Origin of the sequence: Lysobacter sp. GCM10012299 (assembly GCF_042649405.1) — a bacterium.
Classification (GTDB): Bacteria; Pseudomonadota; Gammaproteobacteria; order Xanthomonadales; family Xanthomonadaceae; genus Lysobacter_J.
In genome coordinates, this window is the sequence record NZ_JBHRZC010000001.1 from 469,442 (window position 1) to 492,313 (window position 22,872).

Here is a 22,872-nt window from a genome sequence, read left to right on the forward strand (position 1 = left end):
GAGCTTGAGATGCGCAAGATGTCGATGGTGGTTTCGCTGCTGCTGGTGTCGGGTGTTGCCGCAGCGCATACGGGTGTGAACGATCGCAGCCCGGCAGGTGCCGCCCAGTCCGACGTCGCTCGTTCGGCCGTGCGCATGGACCAGGGCGTGATGGTTGCCGCCGGCAAGAAGACCAAGGCTGCCGAAGCTGCACCCAAGGCCGAGGAAGCCAAGACCGAAGCGGCAGCCGAGTCGACGCTGCCGGGTGAGTACAAGCCCAAGACGCAGTTCGACAACACGCCGTACCGCTTCAACATGAACCAGAACGGCAAGAAGATGACGGCCGAAGAATTCGATGCCTGGATGAAGTCGCGCGGCATCCGCGTCGCCAAGGGCGCACCGGCCGCCGGCGCGCAGCCTGCTGCCGCGCAGGGTGGCACGCAGGTCGCCAGCGACGCCAAGGGCAAGTAATCGATTCACATCCTCGTCGGATGCAAGCAGAAGGCCGGTCAATGACCGGCCTTTTGTTTTTTCGCCAACCGCAACTGGATCCCGGCTTTCGCCGGGATGGCGATGAGGGTCAGCCCTTCACCACGCCCAGCTCGCGACCAATCTTCACGAACGCCGCGATCGCCTGGTCGAGTTGTTCGCGCGTGTGCGCGGCCGACATCTGCGTGCGGATGCGCGCCTGGCCCTGCGGCACGACGGGGAAGAAGAAGCCGATCGCGTAGATGCCTTCTTCGAGCAGGCGCGCTGCGAACTTCTGCGCGAGCGGTGCGTCGTACAGCATCACCGGGCAGATCGGGTGCACGCCCGGCTTGATGTCGAAGCCGGCGGCGGACATCTTTTCGCGGAAGTAGGCGGTGTTGGCCGCCAGTTGCTCGCGCAGTTCGCCTGCCGAAGACAGCATGTCGAAGGCCTTGATGCCGGCGGCGACGACGTGCGGCGGCAGCGAGTTGGAGAACAGGTACGGACGCGAGCGCTGGCGCAGCATCTCGATCACTTCGCTGCGTGCGGTGGTGAAGCCGCCGAGCGCGCCGCCCATGGCCTTGCCGAGCGTGCCGGTGAAGATGTCGATCTTGTCCATCACGCCCTTCACTTCGGCCGAGCCGCGGCCGCTGGCGCCGAGGAAGCCGGTGGCGTGGCATTCGTCGATGTGCACGAGTGCGTTGTACTTCTTCGCCAGTGCGGTGATCTCGTCGAGCGGGGCGATGAAGCCGTCCATGGAGAACACGCCGTCGCTGGTGATCAGCTTGGTGCGGCAGCCGGCGGCGTCGGCGGCCTGCAATTGCTTCTCGAGGTCGGCCATGTCGCAGTTGGCGTAGCGGAAGCGCTTGGCCTTGCACAGGCGCACGCCGTCGATGATCGATGCGTGGTTGAGGGCGTCGGAGATGATCGCGTCTTCTTCGCCGAGCAGCGGTTCGAACAGGCCGCCGTTGGCGTCGAAGCAGGCGGCGTAGAGGATGGTGTCCTGGGTGCCGAAGAAGTCGGCGATGGTCTTTTCGAGTTGCTTGTGCAGGTCCTGGGTGCCGCAGATGAAGCGCACGGAGGCCATGCCGAAGCCGTGGCTGTCGAGTGCGGCCTTCGCCGCTTCGATCACGTCGGGGTGATCGGCGAGGCCGAGGTAGTTGTTGGCGCAGAAGTTCAGAACGCTGCGGCCGTCTTCGAGGGTGATCTGCGCGGACTGCGGCGAGGTGATCACGCGCTCGGCCTTGAACAGGCCCTGGCTGCGGATGGTGTCGAGTTCTTCCGCGTAGCGGGCGGTCAGGGCGGGGGAGTTGGACATGGCGGGATTCCGTCGGTGGCAGGGGCGCTGCGGCAAGCGGGCATTTTAGCGGGTGCTTGGAGGCGACAAGGGCATTGGCTGCGGAATGGCGCCGTCCGCCGGGCTGGGGATTGCTCCGCCCCCGTCTGCGGCGTTTACCCGTCATCCCCGCGAAGGCGGGGACCCAGCGACTTCGTCATTCCCGCGAAGGCGGGAAACCAGAGACTTCGTCATTCCCGCGAAGGCGGGAATCCATGGACGTAAACACTGGTTACCATCCGCCCCATGAGCCCGGACGTGTCCCTGCGCACCACGCTGCCGCTGTGGCCGCTGCCATTCCTGGCCGCAGTGCTGCCGTTCGTGGTGAGTCACGTGGCGTGGTGGTTGTCGGTGCGCGACGGGCTGATTCTTCCCTGCAATCCGTACTGGGATGGTTGCGTGTCGATCAGCCGCGCGGCGCGCCATGGGTTGGGCAACCACTTGTTCCGGATGGTCATGCTTCCGGCTGCGACCCTCCAGGCGCTGTGCTGGCTGGTGGCGACGGTGTGGCTGCGGCGGCAATGGCACGTGCGTGCGCGCGTGCTGCCGTGGCTGGGACTGGCGGCCGGTGTGTTCCTGGGGATGTACGCGACATTCCTCGGCAGCGATGGCGCGGTCTACCAGGTGCTGCGCCGCTACGGCGTCTATCTGTACTTCGGCTGCAGCTATATCGCGCTGATGCTGGTGCTGCAGACGCTGTCACGCGTGCAGCCGCGGCCGCGCGCGTACGCGCCCTTGATGGTGGTCGCTTGGGGATTCCTGGCCATCGGCGTCGTCGCGGTGGTGCTGGCGTATGCGCTGGCCGCAACGCCCTACGGCGATCGCTGGGAGAACGTGCTCGAATGGCACGTCGGGCTGTGGCTGACCGCGATGTTCGCGGTGCTGGCGTGGTGCTGGTGGCGCGATGGGCTGCGCGTGGCGCTGATGGACTGACGGACGCCTGCTGGCGCCCGTCAGTCGAAATGCCAGATCAGTTCCAGCTCAGCACGACCTTGCCGGCCTTGCCCGATTCCATCAGTTCGAAGCCCTGCTGGAAATCGTCGATCGGCAGCTGGTGCGTGAGCACCTTGCCGAGCGGGAAGCCGCCGAGCACGAGCTGCGTCATCTTGTACCAGGTCTCGTACATCTTGCGGCCGTACATGCCGTGGATGGTGAGGCCCTTGAAGATGATCTTGTCCCAGTCGGCGCCGGCGCCCTTGGGCATGATGCCGAGCATCGCGATCTTGCCGCCGTGGTACATGCAGTCGAGCATGTCGTTGAAGGCGCGTGCGTTGCCGCTCATCTCCAGGCCGACGTCGAAGCCTTCCATGTGCAGGTCGGCCATCACGTCCTTGAGCGAGGTGTTGGCGACGTTGACCACGCGCGTGGCGCCCATGTCGGCGGCCAGCTTCAGGCGGTAGTCGTTGACGTCGGTGACCACCACGTTGCGCGCACCGATGTGCTTGCAGATGCCCGCGGCAATGATGCCGATCGGGCCGGCGCCGGTGATCAGCACGTCCTCGCCGACCACGTCGAACTCCAGCGCGCAATGCGCGGCATTGCCGTAGGGGTCGAAGAAGGCGGCCAGCTCGCTCGGGATCTGGTCCGGGATCGGCCACAGGTTGCTGGCCGGCATCACGATGTATTCGGCGAAGGCGCCATTGCGGTTCACGCCGATGCCGACGGTGTTCGGGCACAGGTGCTGGCGGCCGGCGCGGCAGTTGCGGCAGTGGCCGCAGACGATGTGGCCTTCGGCCGACACGCGCTGGCCGATCTTGTAGCCGGTCACGCCCGGGCCGACTTCGGCGATGCGGCCGACGAACTCGTGGCCGATCACCAGGCCCGGCTTGATCGTGCGCTGGCTCCACTCGTCCCACAGGTAGATGTGCAGGTCGGTGCCGCAGATCGCGGTCTTCTCGAGCTTGATCAGGACTTCGTTCGGGCCGGGCGTCGGCACCGGCACCTCTTCCATCCAGATGCCCTTGCCAGCTTCGCGCTTGACCAGCGCCTTCATCGATTGCGTCATTGGGGGGTAATCCGCGGTTTGGCGGTTTGGCGGTAAAGAGACGGCAATTATACGCCGCCGACCCGGTCCGGCCGGGGGGCGGGTTTGCCCGGGGCGGCAGGATTGGCCTATCGTCCCCGGCTTGCCCGAATCGCCGAATGCCTGTCATGTCGACCATGCGCCACCGTTTGTCCGTTCTGTCTGTATCCCTGTTGCTGGGCCTGGGAGCGGGCGCCGCGCGCGCCGACGAGGGCATGTGGATGCCGTCGCAGTTGCCTGATATCGCCCGCCAGCTCAAGGCGGCCGGCTTCAAGGGCAAGCCCGGCGACCTGGCCGAACTGGCGCGGCCGCCGATGAATGCGGTGGTCAAGGTCGGCGGTGCCAGTGGCGCGTTCGTGTCCCAGGACGGCCTGGTGCTGACCAACCACCACGTCGCCTTCGGCGTCGTGCAGTACAACTCCAAGCCGGACCGCGACCTGATCAAGGACGGCTACATCGCCAGCGACCGGGCCGCTGAGTTGCCGGCCAATCCCGACTACCGCGTGCTGGTCACCACCGGTTTCGACCGCATCACCGACCGCATCCTCGCTGCTGCGCGCGGCAAGCAGGGGCGCGAGTACTTCGACGCCGTCGACAGCGCCAGCAAGGCTGCCGTCGGCCAGTGCGAAAGCGAGCCGGGCTATCGCTGCAGCGTCGCCAACATGTACTACGGCACCGACTTCTACCTGGTGCGCCAGCTCGAACTGCGCGACGTGCGACTGGTCTACGCGCCGCCGAACGACATCGGCAACTACGGCGGCGAAGTCGACAACTTCGTCTGGCCGCGCCATGCCGGCGACTTCACCCTGCTGCGCGCCTACGTCGGCAAGGACGGCAAGCCGGCGGACTACTCGCCCGACAACGTTCCGTATGTGCCGCCGGCACACCTGCAGGTGTCGACGCGCAACGTCAAGGACGGCGACTTCGCGATGCTGGCCGGCTATCCGGGCGTGACGTTCCGTCATCGCATGGCGTCGGAGTTCGCCAACCAGATCGACTGGCAGCTGCCGTCGCGCGTGGCGCTGTACCAGCGCATGATCGACGTGATCGAGGCAGGCGGCAGCAAGGATGAAGCCGCGCGCGTGAGCTACGCCTCGCAGGTGCGCGGCATGAAGAACACCCTCAAGCGTGCACAGGGCGAACTCGACGGCCTGATTCGCAGCGATGCCGCCAAGGTGCGCAGCGACGACGAGGCCGCCATGTACGCATGGCTGGACAAGCAGGCCGATGCCGCCGCCACGCGCGCCGACATCGATGCCGCGCAGGCGGTCATCGATCGGGGCGTGACGACGCGCGAGCGCGACCAGCTGCTGGGCCTGATCCAGTCGCAGTCGCAACTGTTGCGTTCGGCCATCACGCTGCAGCGCTGGGCCGCGGAGCGTCCCAAGCCCGACGCAGAGCGCGAGAGCGGTTACCAGCAGCGCGACGAAGTGCTGATCACCGGCCAGCTCAAGCAGGTGCAGCGCCGCTACGCGCCGGCAATCGAGAAGGCGCTGCTGACCGAGCTGCTGACCCAGTACCTGGCGTTGCCGGCGCCGCAACACGTGGCCGAGTTCGATGCGGTGTTCGGCATCTCGCCGGCGCAGCTGAAGTACCGCCTGGATGCGCTGTACGCAGGCACGAAGCTGGGCGACGAAGCCACGCGCCTCGATGCGATGAACGCCGACACCGCCACGCTGGCCGAATCCGGCGACACGCTGCTCAAGGCCGCAGCGAAGTTGTTGCCGGCGATCCAGCGCATGGAAGACGAGAACAAGGCCAATGCGGGCGAACTGCTGCGCCTGCGCCCGGCCTACATGCGCGCGTTGATCGCCTACCGCAACTCGCAGGGCCGAGCCGTCTACCCGGATGCCAACTCGACGCTGCGCGTGAGCTACGGCCGCATCAGTGCCATGGATCCGCGCGACGGCGTTCATTACCTGCCGCTGACGACGGTGCGGGGCATCGTCGAGAAGCACACCGGCGAGGAGCCGTTCAACGCACCGCAGTCGCTGCTTGACGCAATCGCCAAGGGCGATTTCGGCAGCACCGCCGAGCCCAGCCTGGGCACGCAGACGGTCGACCTGATGACCAACCTCGATACCACCGGCGGCAATTCCGGCTCGCCCGTGCTCGATGCCAAGGGCGACCTGATCGCGCTGAACTTCGACAGCAACTGGGAAGCGGTGAGCGCGAGCTGGATGTTCGATCCGCGCTACAAGCGCGCGATCCATGTCGACATGCGTTACCTGCGCTGGCTGCTGGCGAAGGTGTATCCGGCGCCGCACCTGCTCAAGGAAATGAACCTGCCGGCGGAATAACCACTCCGTCAAACCTGAACGCGGCCATGGTCCTTGCCATGGCCGTGCAGGCGCGGCAAAGGCTAGACTCGACCGTTGATCTTCCTGTTCGGAGCGGATGCATGCGTCATGGCGTGTTGGCAGTTGCGGTACTGGGTGCGATGGCTGGCGTCGGCGCCGCCCGGGCAGGCGAGGGCATGTGGGTGCCGCAGCAGTTGCCGGAAATCGCCGGCCCGCTGAAGAAGGCCGGCCTCAAGCTCAATCCCAAGCAACTGGCCAACCTCACCGGCGACCCGATGGCCGCGGTGGTTTCGCTGGGCGGATGCACCGCCAGCTTCGTTTCGCCGCAGGGGCTGGTGGTGACCAACCACCACTGCGCCTATGGCGCGATCCAGCTCAACTCCACGCCCGAGAAGAACCTCATCAAGGACGGCTTCAACGCCGCCACGCCAGCCCAGGAAGTGTCGGCCGGTCCCAATGCGCGCATCTATGCGCTCGACACGATCCAGGACGTGACCCGCCAGGTTCAGGACGCGATCGCCGCCGCACCCGATGCGCTGGGCCGCACGGTCGCGCTGGAGAACATCGAGAAGCAGCTGGTGGCCTCGTGCGAGCGCGAAGCCGGATTCCGCTGCCGGCTGTACAGCTTCTCCGGTGGCAACACCTACCGGTTGTTCCGCAACCTCGAGATCCGCGACGTGCGCCTGGCGTACGCGCCTCCCGCTGGCGTGGGCAACTTCGGCGGTGAGGTCGACAACTGGACCTGGCCGCGCCACACCGGCGACTTCGCGTTCTATCGCGCCTATGTCGGCAAGGATGGCAAGCCCGCGGCCTACTCGCCCGACAACGTGCCCTACCAGCCCAAGGCGTGGCTGAAGTTCGCCGACAAGCCGCTCCAGGCCGGCGACTTCGTGATGGTGGCCGGCTACCCCGGCCGCACCGCGCGTTACGCGCTGGCCGAAGAGTTCGAGGAAACCGCGAACTGGACCTATCCGACGATCGCCGGCCACTACAAGGACCTGGTCGCGCTGGTCCGGGCCGAGGGACGCAAGAACCCCGACGTCGCGGTGAAGTACGCCAACACCGTCAAGGGTTGGCAGAACACGATGAAGAACTACGACGGCCAGCTCGCCGGCTTCAAGCGCATCGATGCCGCCAGCACCAAGCAGGCCGAGGAAACCGCGGTGCTCGACTGGCTGCGCAAGCAGGGCGGCAAGGGCGAGGCAGCGCTGGCCGCGCACGCCAAGTTGATCCAGCTTGACGATGCCGCGCGTGTCAATCGCGAACGCGACCTGGTGTTCGGACAACTGCGCAGCACCGGCGTGCTCGGTGCCGCGACCCAGCTGTACCGCCTGTCGCTCGAGCGCGCCAAGCCCGATGCGCAGCGCGAGCAGGGCTACCAGCAGCGCGACATGGCCACCTTCGAAGGCGGCATGCGGCAGATGGAGCGTCGCTACGTGCCGGCGATGGATCGCCAGCTGCAGGCTTACTGGCTGCGTGAGTACACCAAGCTGCCGGCGTCGCAGCGCGTCGCCGCGGTCGAGAAGTGGCTCGGTGGCAGTGACGACAAGGCGATCAATCGCGCCCTCGACAAGCTGGCCAAGACCAACCTGGGCATCACCGAGCAGCGCCTGCGGCTGATGACGGCCAGCAGCGCCGAACTGGAGAAGAGCAAGGACCCGGCGATCCAGTTCGCGGTGGCGATCATGCCGACCGTGCTGCAGCTGGAAAGCGAAGGCAAGGCGCGTGCCGGCGATGCGCTGCTGGCGCGACCGGTGTACCTGCAGGCGGTGGCCGACTACCGCAAGAGCAAGGGCCAGTTCGTCTACCCCGATGCCAACTCCTCGCTGCGCATCACCTTCGGCAACGTCACCGGCTACACCAAGCTCGACGGCAGCAAGCAGGTGCCGTTCACGCGCCTGGAGGAAGTGGCGGCCAAGGCCACCGGCCAGGATCCGTTCAATGCGCCCAAGGCGCTGCTCGATGCGGTCGCGGCGAAGAACTACGCAGGCCTGGCCGACAAGAAGCTTGGCACCGTGCCGGTGAACTTCCTGTCCGACCTCGACATCACCGGCGGCAATTCCGGTTCACCGGTGCTCGACGCACAGGGCAAGCTGGTCGGCCTGGCCTTCGACGGCAACTGGGAATCGGTCAGCAGCAACTGGGTGTTCGATCCGGCGATGACGCGGATGATCTCGGTCGACCAGCGCTACATGCGCTGGATCATGCAGGAGGTCTACCCGGCCCCCCAACTGCTGCAGGAACTGGCCGTCCCGAAGAAGCAGTAGCCCGGGTAAGCGCAGCGCACCCGGGACGCGCGCGCCTCACTCCTCCCGCGCAAGCTCGTACTCGAAACTGTAGTAGTGCTTGCCGTCGGCGATATCGATCGTCATCCGCCCCGACAGCCCCTTGAGCTCACCGCTGCCCGAGTCCGGCACCACGGTCACGGTGAGTGTCGGCGCGCCGCGATCGAGGGTGCCGGTGTGCTGCGTGAGGAACGCGCCGACACGGCCATCGAGCGCGCCGGCAATGCGCTCGACGGCGACATAAGCCGCCGAACCTTCGACCTCGGTGCCGACCGCCAGCATGTGCACCACCGCGGTCGCATCGAGTGCGCCATGGAAGCGCTTGTCGAATCGGAAATGGCCGGCGACCGCGCCGTCGCCCAGGTCGCAGCCCCCCTCGGGCGTGCGCTTGACCTCGAATTCGCCCTTCACCTGGTGTGCCATGTCGTGCTCCCTGCGCGGTCGTTGCGTGAATCCTCGCTCACGACTGCAGCGGTTGCCAGTGCAACGGTTGTGCCGTCGCCGCCATTTGCCTAGGCTGCAGGGCTGTCGTCCCCACAGACCAGAGCATGCGCATCCTCTTAGCCCGTCACGGCGAGACGCCGTGGAACGCCGAAGGCCGCTACCAGGGCCAGGAAGACATCCCGCTGTCGCCGGTCGGCATCGGCCAGGCACGTGCGCTGGGTGAGCGCCTGCGCGAACTGCCGATCACCCGCGCCGTGGCATCGCCGCTGACACGGGCCCGGCAGACGGCCGAGTTCGCCCTGGGCGAGCGCGACCTGCCGCTGACCCTCGACCCGGGCCTGATGGAAATCGCCCACGGCACGTGGGAAGGCCTGCTCGCCAGCGAGATCCGCGAGCGCGACGGCGAGCGCCTGCAGGCCTGGCGCGATGCGCCGCATGAGGTGCTGATGCCGGAGGGTGAGTCGCTGCAGCACGTGTTCGACCGCGCCTGGCCGGCCTTCGCCCGCGCCACCGATGGCCTGGGCGATGGCGACACGCTGCTGGTGGTTGCACACGATGCGGTCAACCGGGTGCTGCTGTGCCACGTGCTGGGCATCCCGTTGTCGCGGCTGTGGGGCTTCCGCCAGGCGCCCACCACCATCAACCTGCTGGAAGGCCCGGACGTCGACCATCTCGAAGTGGTCCGCCTCAACGATTGCAGCCACCACACGCTGCTGTTCGGCGAAGCGGTGCATCGGGCGCTGTAGCCGGCAGGACACTCCCGGCAGGACACTCCCGGCAGGACACTCCCGGCAGGACACTCCCGGCAGGACACTCCCGGCAGGACAGGCCATGCAGGGGCGGGCGATAATGCGGCGATGACCCGCACGCTTGCCGACTGGCTCGAGTACATCGAGCGCATCCACCCGAAAACCATCGACATGGGCCTGGAGCGCATCGGCGAAGTGGCCCGGCGCCTGCGCCTCAAGCGCCCGGGCAAGAAGGTCATCACCGTCGGCGGCACCAACGGCAAGGGCTCGACGGTGGCCTTCATCGAGGCGATCGCGCGCGCCGCCGGCCGCAAGGTCGGTGCCTACACGTCGCCGCACCTGCTGGCCTACAACGAGCGCATCCGCATCGACGGCAACGACGCCAGCGATGCCGATCTCGTCGCCGCGTTCGAGGCGATCGAGGCCGCACGCGGCGACGTCGCGCTGACCTACTTCGAGTACGGCACGCTGGCGGCGCTGTGGCTGTTCGAGCGCGCCGGGCTGGACCTGGCCATCCTCGAGGTCGGCCTGGGCGGGCGCCTGGACGCGACCAACCTGGTCGATGCCGATGTCGCCATCATCACCACCGTCGACCTCGACCATCAGGATTACCTCGGCGACGAGCGCGAGGCCATCGGCGCGGAGAAGGTCGGGATCGCGCGGATGGGCAAGGCGCTGGTGCTCGGCGACGACGATCCGCCGTCGAGCGTGCTCGGCCACGCTTACCGCATTGGCGCCTCGACCTGGCGCATCAGCAACGATTTCTTCTTCGAGGTGCTGCCGGCGCAGGTCGATGCCGATGGCCATGCGCTGCCAGCGCGCTGGCGTTGGCGCGAGGTCGGCTACCGGCAGGAACTGCCGATGCCGCGCCTGGCGGCGCCGGTGCAACTGCGCAACGCCGCCGTCGCCATCGCCGCGCTGCGCGCGCTGGGCAAGGCCGTGCCGCGCCAGGCCATTGCCGAGGGCGTCGCCCATGCGGACGTCAGTGGTCGCCTGCAGCGTTTCGATCGCGCTGGCGTCGAGGTCGTGGTCGATGTCGGCCACAACCCGCAGGCGGCGCGCGCGCTGTCGGCATGGCTGGCGGAAAACCCGGTGGCCGGTGCGGTGCACGCGGTGTACGCGGCGCTGTCCGACAAGGACGTCGCGGGCGTGGTTGCCGCGATCGCGCCGCAGGTCGGGCACTGGCATCTGGCCGGCCTGCCAGGCCCGCGCGGCGGCAGTGTCGAGGCGCTGGCCGAGCGCCTCCGGGATACGCCTGCGGCCGCGGCCACGCGCCATGCCGACGTCGAGGCCGCGCTGCGCGAAGCGCACGCACGGGCGACGCCGGGCGACCGCGTGATCGTGTTCGGTTCGTTCCACACCGCGGCCGCCGCGCTCGCGTGGCTGGGTCGCGACTGAACGGTACGAAGTAATCACTTTTCGTCGTTCCGCGGCCACGGCGGGCGGCGAGGGTATAATTCGCGCGGCAATCCGCCTGCGGTGTGCGAGACCCGATGGAACCTGCCCTGAAACAGCGACTGATCGGCGCGACGGTACTGGTCGCGCTGGCGGTGATCTTCCTGCCGATGCTGATCAAGGGCCCGGCGCCCGAAAGCGGAGCCTCCGACGTTCCCCTCAAGCTTCCCGATGCGCCGCAGGGCGAATTCGAGACGCGCGAGCTGCCGCTCGTCACCCCGGGCGTGGCACCGCAGGGCGGGGCCGTCGGGATGGACGCAGGCGATGGCGACACCTTGCCGACAGTCGACACCACCACGGCCGCGGCGACCGCTCCCGCACCCGATGACACCCATTCGCCCGCCGGCACCGCCGGTGGCAATTACGCCGTGAGCTTCGGCAGCTACGCCTCCACCGGCGACGCCGACCGGGTGGTCAAGGCGCTGTCGTCCGCGCAGCTGCCGGGCTACCAGGAAGCCGCGCCTGGCAGTGGCGGCCGCACGCTTTACCGCGTCCGCATCGGACCGTACGAGACCCTGGCCGAGGCCGAGGCCGCGCGCCTGCAGTCGGCGCGCGTGCGCAGCGACGTCGGCGCCAAGGTCGTGACGCTCGACGCCGATGCCGCCGCGCCTGCGGCGGCCGCGCAGACCGCTGCGGTGCAGTCGGCACCGGCGGTGTCGGCGGCGGTCCCGCTCGCGGACTCGACGCCGGCCGCTCGCCCGGCCCCGTTGCCGCCCGAACCTTCCAGGCCCGCCAAGCCCGCGGTCGAAACCCCGGCCAAGCCCGTCGCAAAGCCGGCGCCGACCACCGTGGCTAGCGCCGCCCCCGCGGCGACGCCGGCCCGGCCGGCCGCTGCCGATACCGGTTTCGCGGTCCAGCTGGGCGCCTTCGGCAGTGCCGAGGAGGCAGGCAAGTTGCGTGATCGTGCCCGCGCGGCCGGATTCAGCGCCTTCGTCGAGCAGGTCCGGACCGACAAGGGCATGCTGAACCGGGTCCGGGTCGGGCCCGTGGCCAGCCGCGCCGACGCCGACCAGCTCAAGGGCCAGGTCGCGGCCAAGCTGGGCGTCAGCGGCATTGTCCGACCGCATCCCTGACCCCATCTAGGCCGGGCAGATGAGCGCATCACATGAGCGACGCACCCGTGGGCGGCGCACCCCATGAGTGCGTTCGACTGGGTGCTGCTGGCGGTGGTGGCGGCATCGGCGCTGTTCGGGCTGATGCGCGGCTTCGTCGGCGTGCTTGCCTCGCTGGCAGCGTGGCTGCTGGCGGGATGGGTGGCGTTCCGGTTCGGTGCGCAGGTGGCGCTGGTCCTGGCCGGCGACGGTGACGCCGGTCCCGGTGAGCTGCTCGCCGGTTACGCACTGAGTTTCATCGGCGTGTTGATCGTGGTCGGCCTGGTGGGCTGGCTGGTACGCAAGCTGGTGCAGTCGGTCGGCCTGTCCGGGCTGGACCGGTTGCTCGGCCTGGCATTGGGCCTGGCGCGTGGCGCGTTCGTCGCCTGCGCGCTGGTGTTGCTGCTGGGCCTGACGGCGATGCCGCGCGAGCCACAGTGGCAACGCTCGCAGGTGGTGCCGGTGTTCGTTCCGGGCGCGCAGTGGCTGCGTACCTGGCTGCCCGACTGGGTGGCCGCGCAAGTCGACCTGGATGGTCGTGAAGAATCACTGCCGGCGCCGCAAGCGCCGGCGCACGAAACCGGCCAGGCCCTGCCTGCGCCGGTCAGCGAGGCCTGACGGCCGCGCCAGCACCAACCCTCTTTACTCAGCAGGACTCATCACCATGTGCGGCATTCTCGGTATCGTCGGCCATAACGACGTCGCGGCGCAGCTCTACGACGGCCTGACGGTGCTGCAGCATCGCGGCCAGGACGCCGCCGGCATCGCCACCGCCAACGGCAGCAAGCTGCGCGTGCACAAGGGCAATGGCCTGGTCAGCGAAGTCTTCGACGCCAAGGCGATGGCGCTGCTGGAAGGCCGCGTCGGCATCGGCCACTGCCGCTACCCGACCGCCGGCAGCGAAGGCTCCGACGAGGCACAGCCCTTCTACGTCAACTCGCCGTTCGGCATCGCGCTGGCGCACAACGGCAACCTGATCAACACCGACGCGCTGCGTCGCGAGGTGTTCGAGCAGGACCGCCGCAACGTCAACACCGAGTCGGACTCGGAAGTGCTGCTGAACGTGTTCGCGCATGAGCTCGACACGCAGAAGGCGCTCAATCCCGAGGCCGCGTTCCGCGCCATCGAAGGCGTGCACAAGCGCTGCGTCGGCGGCTTCGCAGTGGTCGCGACCGTGCTGGGCCTGGGCCTGGTGGCGTTCCGCGACCCCAACGGCATCCGTCCGCTGGTGCTGGGCAAGCGCCAGGGCAATGGCCAGGACGAGTATGCGGTTGCCTCCGAATCGGTCGCCCTCGACCTGCTCGGTTTCGAACGCCTGCGCGATGTCCGCCCGGGCGAAGCGATCGTGATCACCCCGCGTGGCGAGCTGTTCACGCGCCAGTGCGCCGAGCCGCGCATGCACACGCCGTGCATCTTCGAATACGTGTACTTCGCCCGTCCCGACTCGATGATGGACGAGGTGTCGGTGCACAAGGCGCGCATGCGCATGGGCCAGAAGCTCGGCGAGAAGATCCTGCGCCTGCGCCCGGACCACGACATCGACACGGTGATCCCGATCCCCGACACGTCGCGCGACGCCGCGCTGGAAATCTCCAACGTGCTCGGCGTGAAGTACCGCGAGGGTTTCATCAAGAACCGCTACGTCGGCCGCACCTTCATCATGCCGGGGCAGGGCGAGCGCGCGAAGTCGGTGCGCCGCAAGCTCAATCCTATTCCGCTGGAATTCCGCAACCGCGTCGTGCTGCTGGTCGATGACTCGATCGTGCGCGGCACCACCTCCAAGCAGATCGTGCAGATGGCGCGCGACGCCGGTGCGCGCAAGGTCTACCTGGCCTCGGCCGCGCCGCCGGTGCGCTTCCCCAACGTCTACGGCATCGACATGCCGTCGGCCGAGGAACTGGTCGCCCACGACCGCACCGACGACGAAGTGCAGACGCTGCTCGGCTGCGACTGGCTGATCTACCAGGACCTGTCGGACCTGGAAGAAGCGGTCTCCGGGCCCAAGCACAACATCGAGCATTTCGATTCGTCGTGTTTCAACGGCGAATACGTCACCGGCATCGAGCCGGGTTACTTCGAGCGCATCAAGCAACTGCGCTCGGACGAAGCCAAGAAGACGCGGAGGGCCTGAGCCATGCACGAGCTGCGCCGAATGATGATCCCCGACGACGAGAACGGCCAGGTGCTGCGGCAGATGCTCGACGACGGCGACGACCTCGACGTGCCGCGCGGCATCGAGTTCTTCCACGTGTTCGCCGAGCAGGCCGATGCCGACGCGTTCGTCGAAGCGGCGGCCGCATTGCCCGACCTGATGGTCGAGGATGCCGAAGAGGACGAGGAAGGCATCTGGCAGGTGTGCGTGATCCGCGTGATGGCGCCGTCGCACGCGGCCATCACCGCGCTGGAGCTGCAACTGGGCGAACTGGCCGAGTCTCACCGTGGTTACGCCGACGGTTGGGGCTGCCCGCCCGCGGACGAAACCGCGCACTGATACCGGGATGGAAGGCTCGCTGTTTTCCGCCGCGCGGGCCTGCCTCGACGCGATCACGCCGGACGACAAGCTGGCGCTGACGTTCGCCGCCGCCGAGGCCTTCGCCAGCGGCAAGCTGGCCATAGACGAGAACGCGCCAGGGCCCGAAGCGATCCGCATGCCCGGGCGCCCGGAGCGCCCGCTGCTGGTGCATCCGCGCGACCTTCCCAAGCGTGGCTTCGGCACCGCCGATGGGCGTGCGGCCTTCATCCACGCCATCGCCCACATCGAGTTCAACGCCATCGACCTGGCGTGGGACGCGGCGTACCGCTTCCGTGGCATGCCCGCCGGGTTCTACGCCGACTGGGTCGGCGTGGCCGCCGACGAGGCGCGCCATTTCGCGATGCTGCGCGCGCGCCTGCAGGCGTTCGGTCGCGACTACGGCGACTTCGACGCCCACAACGGCCTGTGGGAGATGGCGGAAAAAACCGCACACGATGGCCTGGCGCGGATGGCGCTGGTGCCGCGCGTGCTGGAGGCGCGTGGTCTGGACGTGACGCCGGCGATGATCGTCAAGCTGCGCTCGCTCGGCGATGACGCCACCGCCGAAATCCTCGAAGTGATCCTGCGCGAGGAAGTCGCGCACGTCGCGGCCGGTTCCCGCTGGTTCCGCTGGTATTGCGAGCGCGCAGGCGTGGAGCCTGCGCCGCGTTTCCGTGAGCTGATTGCCGAGTACGCGCGGGCGGTGCTGTACGGACCGTTCAATCACTCCGCGCGCAGCGCGGCGGGATTCGACGACGAGGAGCTTGCGGCGCTGGAAAAGCTGGCGGGATAGCTCCCGTCGTCCCAGTCACGTCATCCCGGCGAATGCCGGGATCCATTGACCGTTGACGTTGCTCTAAAGTCCATGGATTCCCGCCTTCGCGGGAATGACGGTGGTTCAGCCAATCGCCTGCAGGTCATACCCGTCCGGGTTCACCCGCAGCACCGAGCCCTGGTCGTACCAGTCGCCCAGCACGATGCGCAGGCAGGCGTGTCCATCGACATCCAGCTCATGCATCGCCGGGCGATGGGTATGGCCGTGGATCATCGTGTCGATGCCGTAGCGGCTGAAGGTGCCCGCCACCGTCGCCGGGGCGACATCGGTGATGGTTTCCATCGTGCCCTGGGTCTTCAGCCCGCTCTGGTGCGCCTTGCTGGCCGCGCGTGCCTGCTGGGCGAAGGCGATGCGGGCCGGCAGCGGTTGCGACAGGAACTGCGCCTGCCACTGCGGCTGGCGCGTCTGCGCGCGGAACTGCTGGTAGGCAACGTCGTCGGTGCACAGCAGGTCGCCGTGCTGCACCAGCGTCGGGCGGCCGTACAGCATCACCACCGACGGATCCGGCAGGATCCGCGCACCGGCGCGGCGCGCGAAGGCCTCGCCGATCAGGAAGTCGCGGTTGCCGCGGATGAAATACACCGGCACGCCCGATTGGCCGAGTGCGCGCAGCTCGCTGGCGACGAAGGCGCCGGTCTCGGACGGGTCGTCGTCGCCGACCCAGGCTTCGAACAGGTCGCCGAGGATGTACAGCGCGTCGGCACCGCGCGCTTCGCTGCGGATGAACTGGCCAAACAGCTCTGTGATCCGTGGACGCTCGGCGTCGAGGTGGAGGTCGGAAATGAACAAGGTGGTCATGGTGGGAATTCTAGGGCACGGCGTCCTTCGACTTCGCGCCTGTGGCGCTACGCTCAGGACGAACGGTTACGGGATCCGATGGCCAGGCCCCCACTCCGGTAAAATCCCCGCTTTCCGCCGTCCGAGTCCCCCCGCATGAGCTGCCGTACCCGTTTCGCCCCCAGTCCCACCGGCTACCTGCACATCGGCGGCGCTCGCACCGCGCTGTACTGCTGGCTGGAAGCGCGGCGCCACGGCGGGCAGTTCATCCTGCGCGTGGAGGACACCGACCGCGAGCGCAGCACCCAGGCGGCGATCGACGCGATCCTGGAGGCGATGGACTGGCTGGGTCTTGGCTACGACGAAGGCCCGATCTACCAGACCCAGCGGCTGGACCGCTACCGCGAGGTCGCCGAGCAGATGGTCGCGGCCGGCACCGCCTACTACGCGTACGAAACCAAGGACGAGCTGGAGGCGATGCGCGAGGCCGCCATGGCCGCCGGCGACAAGCCGCGCTACAACGGCGCCTACCGTGATCGCAACGCGGGCCATCGCGACGATCCCAACCGCGTCATCCGCTTCAAGAATCCGCTCGACGGCGTGGTCGCGTGGGACGACAAGGTCAAGGGTCGCATCGAGATCGCCAACAGCGAGCTCGACGACCTGGTGATCTTCCGCTCCGACGGCTATCCGACCTACAACTTCGCCGTGGTGGTCGACGACCTCGACATGCGCATCACCGATGTCGTGCGCGGCGACGACCACGTCAACAACACTCCGCGCCAGATCAACATCTACCGCGCACTGGGCGCCGAAGTGCCGCATTTCGCCCACCTGCCGATGATCCTCGACCCGGAAGGCGCAAAGCTGTCCAAGCGCACCGGTGCCGCCGACGTCATGCAGTACCGCGACATGGGCTACCTGCCGCACGCGCTGCTCAACTACCTGGTGCGCCTGGGCTGGTCGCACGGCGACCAGGAAGTGTTCTCGATCGCGCAGATGACCGAGTTGTTCGACCTCAAGGACGTCAATTCCAAGGCCTCGCGCCTTGACCCGGCGAAGCTTGGCTGGCTCAACCAGCAGTACCTCAAGTCCGATGATCCGGCGGACGTCGGCGAGCACCTGCAATGGCACCTGCGCGAGCATGGCTACGACCTCGCCAAGGGTCCGGCGGCGAAGGACGTCGTCATCGCCCTGCGCGACCGCGTGCAGACGCTCAAGGAAATGGCCGAGCGCGCGGCGGTGTGGTTCCAGCCGCTCACGCATTACGACGATGCCGCGGTCGCCAAGCATCTGGTCGCGGCCGCGCGCGCGCCGCTGGCCGATGCGCGCGAGCGTCTGGCCGCCCTGGGGCAGTGGAGTGCCGAGAGCGTGTCGGAGGCCCTGCACGAGACCGCGGAGGCACTCGCCATCGGCATGGGCAAAGTCGCCCAGCCGCTGCGCGTGGCCATCACCGGCACCCAGGTCAGCCCGGACATTTCGCAGACCGTCTACCTGGCGGGGCAGGGCGAAGCCGTCGCCCGCATCGATGCGGCCCTTGCAAAAGTGCCGGTCGGGGCCTAAATCGGGTTCATAGCCGACACTGACGCTGATGAGCCACGATCACGCCTGCACCGACCCCAAGCACCACGTCCACGACGGCGACGCCTTCGTGCAGGAGGTGGAGCGGTCGTGCGAGCAGCGTGGCCTGCGGCTCACGCCGATCCGTGCCCATGCATTGCGACTGATCGCCGATGCGGGCCGGCCGGTCAAGGCCTACGAACTGCTCGACCAGATGAAGGCCACGCACGATGCCGCGGCGCCGCCGACGGTGTACCGCGCGCTCGACTTCCTGCTCGAGCACGGCTTCATCCACAAGCTGGCCTCGATCAATGCCTACGTCGGCTGCCACCACCCGGGCGCGGCCCAGCACGCGGTGCCGTTCCTGATCTGTGATCGCTGCCAGTCGGCGACCGAGCTCGAAGACGAACGCATCGTCGAACTGCTTGATGCGCGCGCTCGCGCGCTGGGTTTCACCGCCCAGGCGCAGACGCTGGAAGTGCATGGCGTCTGCGCCGACTGCGCGGGCAAAGAGGCGGCCTGAGGCTGCGGGACAGCCATCCCGCCGCGACGGGTCAATCGTACGCCGACGTCTGCAGGGTCAACCTGGTGCGGGCGACACCCCGCTCAACCATGTACTCGGCGTAGTAGTCGAGCAGGTCGAACTCCGCCTCCAGTGCCAGCGATTTCCGGACCATGGAGTGTTGCGGCATCGAATGGAAAATCGGCGCCGTGGACTCCTCGGGCGCCATCGTAGACAGCACGATCTCGCCGTTGAAGTAGATGGTGCCATCAGTGGCAGAAGCGGCCTGCATCGCTCCGATGGCGAGGCTGCACAACGCCACAACGCTTGCTGCGACAAATTTCATGGTGATCTCTCCAGGGGTTCCATTTCCCATATGAGACACGGCGCGGGCGTTTGGATTCGCTTCACCGCGTTGCCAGACTAGGCCGGCCCACTGCCGAGTGGCCGTCCATTCGTCGGAGGCTTCAGTACAAGTACTTCGCTTGATTTTCGGGAAGGCGCGAACGGTGCGATCGGGCCGTTCCCGGCAAGACGCAACCCGGGTTTGTCGAGTTAAGCCGCCGCCGCCTGCAAGACAGGACGACTCTCACGGATCGGAAGGTTCGCCAATGCCGCCGCCGCGGCCAAGGCCATGTCGGCGAACCACATCCAGCTGTAGTCGCCGAAGCGTTCCATCACCAGTCCGCCTACCCACGCGCCGAAGAAGCCACCGAGCTGGTGCGACAGCAGGGTCAGGCCGAACAGCGTGCCGAGGTAGCGTGGACCGAAGAGCTTGCCGACCAGTCCGGCCGTGGGCGGCACGGTGGCGAGCCAGGTCAGGCCGAGGCCTGCGGAGAACACGAAGAACGTCAGCGGCGTCGGTGGCGAGACCAGGTAGATCGCGATCATTACCGCGCGACTGGCGTACATGGCGGCAAGCAGGTGCTTCATCCGGTAGCGCTGGCCCAGCCACCCGGCGCCAAGGCTGCCGGCGACATTGAACAGACCGATCAGCGCCAGCGAAATTGCCGACACGCTGGCAGGCAGGCCACACAGCGCGATCTCGCCCGGCAGGTGCGTGACCAGGAACGCGATGTGCACGCCGCAGGTGAAGAAGCCGACGTGCAGCAGCCAGTAGCTGCGGTCGCGCAGGGCAACGCGCAGTTGCTGGCGCAGGGTCATTCCGGTCGCGACTTGTGACTGCGACGCTTCCCCACTGCCTTCACGCCGGCGCAGTGGCCATGCCAGCGGCAACGTCGCCAGCGCCGACAGTGCCAGCGTCCACATTGCCGCGGCCCATCCGGCGGCGCTGATCACGGCCTGCACGAGCGGCGCGAACAGGAACTGGCCAAACGATCCGCCGGCATTGATCACGCCGGCGGCCATCGAGCGCTTCTCGGCGGGCATGTGCCGTGCGGTTGCGCCGATCAGGATCGAGAAGCTGCCTGCACCGGCGCCGGCGGCCGACAGCACGCCCACGGTCAGCAACAGGCCCCACGACGAATCCAGCACCGGTGCAAGCACCATGCCGGTGGCGAGCAGCAGGCCGCCAAAGACCAGCACGCGGCCGGGACCGCGCTGGTCGGCGATGGCGCCGAACACCGGCTGCACGGCGCCCCATACAAACTGTCCGACGGCGAGGGCGAAGCTGATCTGCGCCACGCCCAGGCCAGTGCTGCGCCCGATCGGTGCCACGAACAGGCCGAGTGACTGGCGAACGCCCATGGTGATCATCAGCATCGCCGTCGCGGCGAGGACCAGCGGCCAGTAGCGCGACGCCTGGTGGGTGGCGGTGCTCATGCGCTGGCTCCGGCGTCGAGCGAATGCGCAGCGTCGTCGAGTCGCGCGTTCAGCGCTTCGATGCGATCACTGCCGATGCTGTCTTCGATGGCGTCCTGCGCGCGGCGCCAGACTGGCTGGGCGCGGGCGAGCAGGCGCTTGCCGCTGGCAGTGACCTTGATCAGCCGCTGGCGCGCGTCGTCGCCGCTGACGAGTTCGACCCAGCCGGCGGCCGCGAGGGGCTTGAGGTCGCGGCTGAGCGTGGTGCGGTCCATGCCGAGCTCGCGCGCCAGGTCGCCGACCGCGCGGGGCGTCGCCGCGGCGCGGCGCAGGATCGAGTACTGGTTGATGTTGATGCCGACTGGCGCCAGCTCGCGGTCGTAGCGCTGGCTGACCAGCCGCGCCAGCTTGCGCAGGCGGAAGCAGGTGCATTGGCTGGGCTGGAGGGCGGTGTTTTCCATAAGCGTGTATATACACCTATATTCGACCGCCGTCATCCCTGAACGAAAAACGCCGGCACGGGGCCGGCGTTCTCCGAAGCTGCGGTAGCGACCTGCGTCAGAAGTAGGCGCGCACCCCGAAGGCGACGCCGCGGCCCGGAAGCGGGGCGACGTCCTTGAGGAAGGACGTGTGCACGCGTGCTTCCTCGTCGAGCAGGTTGCTGCCGTCGGCGAACAGTTCCCAAGCGTTGCCGGCCTTGGTGTCGCGATGCCAGGCCACGTGCGCGTCGACCAGCGTGTAGCCAGGCGTCGTGCTTTCGAATTCGGCCACGTCGTCCTGCTTGCCGTAGCGCACCGCGCCGAGCGATGCGCGCCACGGGCCACGCTCCCAGCGCAGTTCGCCGCCGATGCGGCCCGGCGCGATGCGCGGCAGGTTGCCGCCGCGGGCGAGGTCGATGGTGTACTCGTCGCTGTGGTCGCCGTGCGGTACGGCGAAGCTCAGCTCGCGCGTGCCGCTGCCGCTGCCGCTGAGTTCGCCACGCACCATGTCGGCGAAGATGCGCATTTCCCAGTCGCCGCTGTCGTTCTCGGCGAAGTTCCAGCTGGCCTCGGCCTCGGCGCCGTTGAAGCGCGCGTTGTCCTGGGTCCACACCCGCACCGGCCCGTCAACGTCTTCGACGCCGGTGTCGGCCAGGTAGATGAAGTCGTCGTAGCGCACGTGGTAGAGCGAGGCGCCGAGCTTGAACGGGCCGCTGTGCCAGTGCAGTCCGATCTCGGCGCGATTGGCGGTTTCGACGTCGAGCTCGGGCGAGCCCAGCTCGATGCTCGAGGTGGCGACGTGCAGGCCGTTGGAATACAGCTCTTCCGCGGTCGGCGAGCGCTGCGCGCGATCGAGGCCGAACGAAAGGTGCCAGGCCTGGTTGATGTCCCACTTCAGCGCGGCCGAGAGGCTGCTGGTGTCGAAGTCGCGGTCGGGACCGATCGCGATGGCCTGGTCCACGTCGATGCGGTTGCGGTCGACGCGTGCGCCCAGCTCGGCCTTCACGGCGCCGAACGAGCGCTCGCCGAGCCAGAACACGCCACCGTCGTTCGACTTCGACGGCGGCACGAACGCTTCGTCGCCGATCGCTTCGAAGTCGCGCTGGCCGAACTGCAGGCCAATCGCGCCGTTCCAGCCGAGCAGCGGCTCATGGACGAGTTCGATGCGGCCTTCGGTGCTGGTGTTCTCGAAGATGGTGCCGGTTTGCTCGCCTTCGAACTCGGTGTGGGTGTACTCGGTGCGTGCAACCTTCGCGCGCAACGACTTGAACGGTCCGAGGTTGTCGAGGCCACCGCGCAGCTCATAGCGGTGCTGGTCCATCGAGATGCTGACCGGGCCTTCCTCGCCTCCGTCCTCTGCGGGCGGCGCGCCGTCGTCGTGTTCGTGTGCCGCGCCCGGAACGCCGTAGCGGGTGTTGAACAGGCTGGCGCCGACGCCGAGGAAGCCGCGGCTGCCGATCCAGGTCACGCCCAGCGCGCCGCTGTCGGTGCGCACGAAGCTGTTGGGCAGCGTGCCTTTTTCCGCCGGGTCCGGCGTTTCGCCTTCCTCGGCCATGCGCTGCGCGCTCTCGGGGTAGCCGGGGATGTCGTAATCGCCGGTCTCGCGATGCAGGCCGTCGACGTGGAAGACGAAGCCACCGCCGGACGAGGTGCCATCGAGGCGGAACATGCCGGTGGTCTCATCGTTGACGGTGTTGCCACGCAACTCGGCGCGGCCCTGCAGCGGCTGGTCGGTGACGACTTCGGGGATGCGCCCATCGACCACATTCACCGCGCCGCCGATCGCGCCGCTACCGTAGAGGAGGGTGGCCGGGCCCTTGAGCACTTCGATCTGGTCGGCCAGGAACGGCTCGACGCTGACCGCGTGGTCGACGCTGACCGTGGACACGTCGCCGGAGCCCAGGCCGTCGCTGAGCACCTGCACGCGGGCGCCATCGAAGCCACGCACGATCGGCCGGCCGACGCCCGGGCCGAAGTACGACGACTGCACGCCGGGCAGCTTGCTGACCGTCTCGCCGATCGAATTGGCCTTCATTTCGTCCAGCTTCTCGCCCGCCAGCACCTCCACCGGCCGCGCTAGGTCCTCGGCGGTGCCCGCCAGCGGCGTTGCCTTGACCTCGACGCCGGCCAGGTCCGTGGGATGGTCGTGGTTGGTGTCCTGGTCGTCTGCGGCCTGGGCCGACAGGGGGAGGGCGATGGCCAGGGCCAGGGCGAGGGGGAGGCGACGGGGGGAGAAGCGCTTGGGCATGGGTTCGGGTAAAGTGGCGTGGCGGGTTCCGTGGAATGTTATATTATAACAACCAACGGTCACGCACT

Annotated in this window: 21 protein-coding genes; 13 read left to right on the forward strand and 8 right to left on the reverse strand. The window is 68.0% G+C overall.

Going from position 1 to position 22,872, the window contains the following annotated elements:
- Window positions 1–9: 9 nt before the first annotated feature.
- Window positions 10–450 carry a hypothetical protein gene (locus ACFOPO_RS02370; RefSeq protein WP_386700459.1) on the forward strand — a complete coding sequence of 147 codons (441 nt, stop codon included), beginning with the start codon at window positions 10–12 and terminating at the stop codon, window positions 448–450.
- 109 nt (window positions 451–559) lie between these two features.
- Here ACFOPO_RS02370 and kbl read toward each other — a convergent pair whose 3' ends face one another.
- Window positions 560–1,765, reverse strand: a complete 1,206-nt coding sequence (kbl, locus tag ACFOPO_RS02375) for a glycine C-acetyltransferase (RefSeq protein WP_386700461.1) — start codon at window positions 1,763–1,765, stop codon at window positions 560–562.
- A 276-nt stretch (window positions 1,766–2,041) separates the two neighbouring features.
- Here kbl and ACFOPO_RS02380 point away from each other — a divergent pair, with 276 nt between their 5' ends.
- Window positions 2,042–2,716, forward strand: coding sequence for a hypothetical protein (locus ACFOPO_RS02380; RefSeq protein ID WP_386700463.1), 675 nt, complete (start codon window positions 2,042–2,044; stop codon window positions 2,714–2,716).
- Window positions 2,717–2,753: 37 nt separating this feature from the next.
- Here the strand turns inward: ACFOPO_RS02380 and tdh are convergent, their stop codons facing one another.
- A complete protein-coding gene (tdh, locus tag ACFOPO_RS02385) occupies window positions 2,754–3,788 on the reverse strand; it encodes an L-threonine 3-dehydrogenase (protein ID WP_386700465.1) in 1,035 nt (344 codons plus the stop codon).
- 155 nt (window positions 3,789–3,943) lie between these two features.
- Here tdh and ACFOPO_RS02390 point away from each other — a divergent pair, with 155 nt between their 5' ends.
- Window positions 3,944–6,106: a S46 family peptidase gene (locus tag ACFOPO_RS02390; protein WP_386701249.1), complete on the forward strand. Its 2,163-nt coding sequence runs from the start codon at window positions 3,944–3,946 to the stop codon at window positions 6,104–6,106.
- Between the two features lie 101 nt (window positions 6,107–6,207).
- The gene (locus ACFOPO_RS02395) at window positions 6,208–8,373 is read left to right on the forward strand and encodes a S46 family peptidase (RefSeq protein WP_386700467.1); all 2,166 of its coding nucleotides are present in this window, start codon (window positions 6,208–6,210) and stop codon (window positions 8,371–8,373) included.
- A gap of 36 nt (window positions 8,374–8,409) precedes the next feature.
- On the opposite strand, the gene ACFOPO_RS02400 is transcribed toward ACFOPO_RS02395, so the two are convergent.
- Complete coding sequence (locus ACFOPO_RS02400) at window positions 8,410–8,814, reverse strand: DUF3224 domain-containing protein (protein WP_386700469.1); 405 nt, start codon at window positions 8,812–8,814, stop codon at window positions 8,410–8,412.
- Between the two features lie 125 nt (window positions 8,815–8,939).
- Between ACFOPO_RS02400 and ACFOPO_RS02405 the strand changes: the two genes are divergently transcribed.
- The 7 genes from ACFOPO_RS02405 (at window position 8,940) to ACFOPO_RS02435 (ending at window position 15,435) form a co-directional block, all read left to right on the forward strand.
- A complete protein-coding gene (locus ACFOPO_RS02405; RefSeq protein WP_386700471.1) occupies window positions 8,940–9,581 on the forward strand; it encodes a histidine phosphatase family protein in 642 nt (213 codons plus the stop codon).
- A gap of 111 nt (window positions 9,582–9,692) precedes the next feature.
- A complete protein-coding gene (gene folC / locus ACFOPO_RS02410; RefSeq protein ID WP_386700473.1) occupies window positions 9,693–10,982 on the forward strand; it encodes a bifunctional tetrahydrofolate synthase/dihydrofolate synthase in 1,290 nt (429 codons plus the stop codon).
- A 95-nt stretch (window positions 10,983–11,077) separates the two neighbouring features.
- A complete protein-coding gene (locus tag ACFOPO_RS02415) occupies window positions 11,078–12,112 on the forward strand; it encodes an SPOR domain-containing protein (protein ID WP_386700475.1) in 1,035 nt (344 codons plus the stop codon).
- 63 nt (window positions 12,113–12,175) lie between these two features.
- Window positions 12,176–12,748 carry a CvpA family protein gene (locus ACFOPO_RS02420; RefSeq protein ID WP_386700477.1) on the forward strand — a complete coding sequence of 191 codons (573 nt, stop codon included), beginning with the start codon at window positions 12,176–12,178 and terminating at the stop codon, window positions 12,746–12,748.
- Between the two features lie 46 nt (window positions 12,749–12,794).
- On the forward strand, window positions 12,795–14,261 hold the full coding sequence (purF, locus tag ACFOPO_RS02425; protein ID WP_386700479.1) for an amidophosphoribosyltransferase: 1,467 nt from the start codon (window positions 12,795–12,797) through the stop codon (window positions 14,259–14,261).
- A gap of 21 nt (window positions 14,262–14,282) precedes the next feature.
- A complete protein-coding gene (locus ACFOPO_RS02430; RefSeq protein WP_386700481.1) occupies window positions 14,283–14,621 on the forward strand; it encodes a ribonuclease E inhibitor RraB in 339 nt (112 codons plus the stop codon).
- 7 nt (window positions 14,622–14,628) lie between these two features.
- Window positions 14,629–15,435, forward strand: coding sequence for a ferritin-like domain-containing protein (locus tag ACFOPO_RS02435; RefSeq protein WP_386700484.1), 807 nt, complete (start codon window positions 14,629–14,631; stop codon window positions 15,433–15,435).
- 105 nt (window positions 15,436–15,540) lie between these two features.
- On the opposite strand, the gene lpxH is transcribed toward ACFOPO_RS02435, so the two are convergent.
- On the reverse strand, window positions 15,541–16,275 hold the full coding sequence (lpxH, locus tag ACFOPO_RS02440; protein WP_386700486.1) for a UDP-2,3-diacylglucosamine diphosphatase: 735 nt from the start codon (window positions 16,273–16,275) through the stop codon (window positions 15,541–15,543).
- A gap of 135 nt (window positions 16,276–16,410) precedes the next feature.
- Here lpxH and gltX point away from each other — a divergent pair, with 135 nt between their 5' ends.
- Both gltX and ACFOPO_RS02450 read left to right on the forward strand, forming a co-directional pair.
- A complete protein-coding gene (gltX, locus tag ACFOPO_RS02445; protein WP_386700488.1) occupies window positions 16,411–17,817 on the forward strand; it encodes a glutamate--tRNA ligase in 1,407 nt (468 codons plus the stop codon).
- Window positions 17,818–17,836: 19 nt separating this feature from the next.
- Window positions 17,837–18,337, forward strand: a complete 501-nt coding sequence (locus tag ACFOPO_RS02450) for a transcriptional repressor (protein ID WP_386701251.1) — start codon at window positions 17,837–17,839, stop codon at window positions 18,335–18,337.
- 31 nt (window positions 18,338–18,368) lie between these two features.
- Here the strand turns inward: ACFOPO_RS02450 and ACFOPO_RS02455 are convergent, their stop codons facing one another.
- The 4 genes from ACFOPO_RS02455 to ACFOPO_RS02470 all read right to left on the reverse strand — a co-directional run bounded on the left by ACFOPO_RS02455 (window position 18,369) and on the right by ACFOPO_RS02470 (window position 22,804).
- Complete coding sequence (locus ACFOPO_RS02455) at window positions 18,369–18,662, reverse strand: hypothetical protein (protein ID WP_386700490.1); 294 nt, start codon at window positions 18,660–18,662, stop codon at window positions 18,369–18,371.
- A 209-nt stretch (window positions 18,663–18,871) separates the two neighbouring features.
- A complete protein-coding gene (locus ACFOPO_RS02460) occupies window positions 18,872–20,098 on the reverse strand; it encodes an MFS transporter (RefSeq protein WP_386700492.1) in 1,227 nt (408 codons plus the stop codon).
- A complete protein-coding gene (locus ACFOPO_RS02465) occupies window positions 20,095–20,538 on the reverse strand; it encodes a MarR family winged helix-turn-helix transcriptional regulator (protein WP_386700494.1) in 444 nt (147 codons plus the stop codon). Before ACFOPO_RS02465 ends, ACFOPO_RS02460 begins: the two co-directional genes overlap by 4 nt.
- A 97-nt stretch (window positions 20,539–20,635) precedes the next feature.
- Window positions 20,636–22,804, reverse strand: coding sequence for a TonB-dependent receptor (locus ACFOPO_RS02470; RefSeq protein ID WP_386700496.1), 2,169 nt, complete (start codon window positions 22,802–22,804; stop codon window positions 20,636–20,638).
- Between the last annotated feature and the right edge of the window lie 68 nt (window positions 22,805–22,872).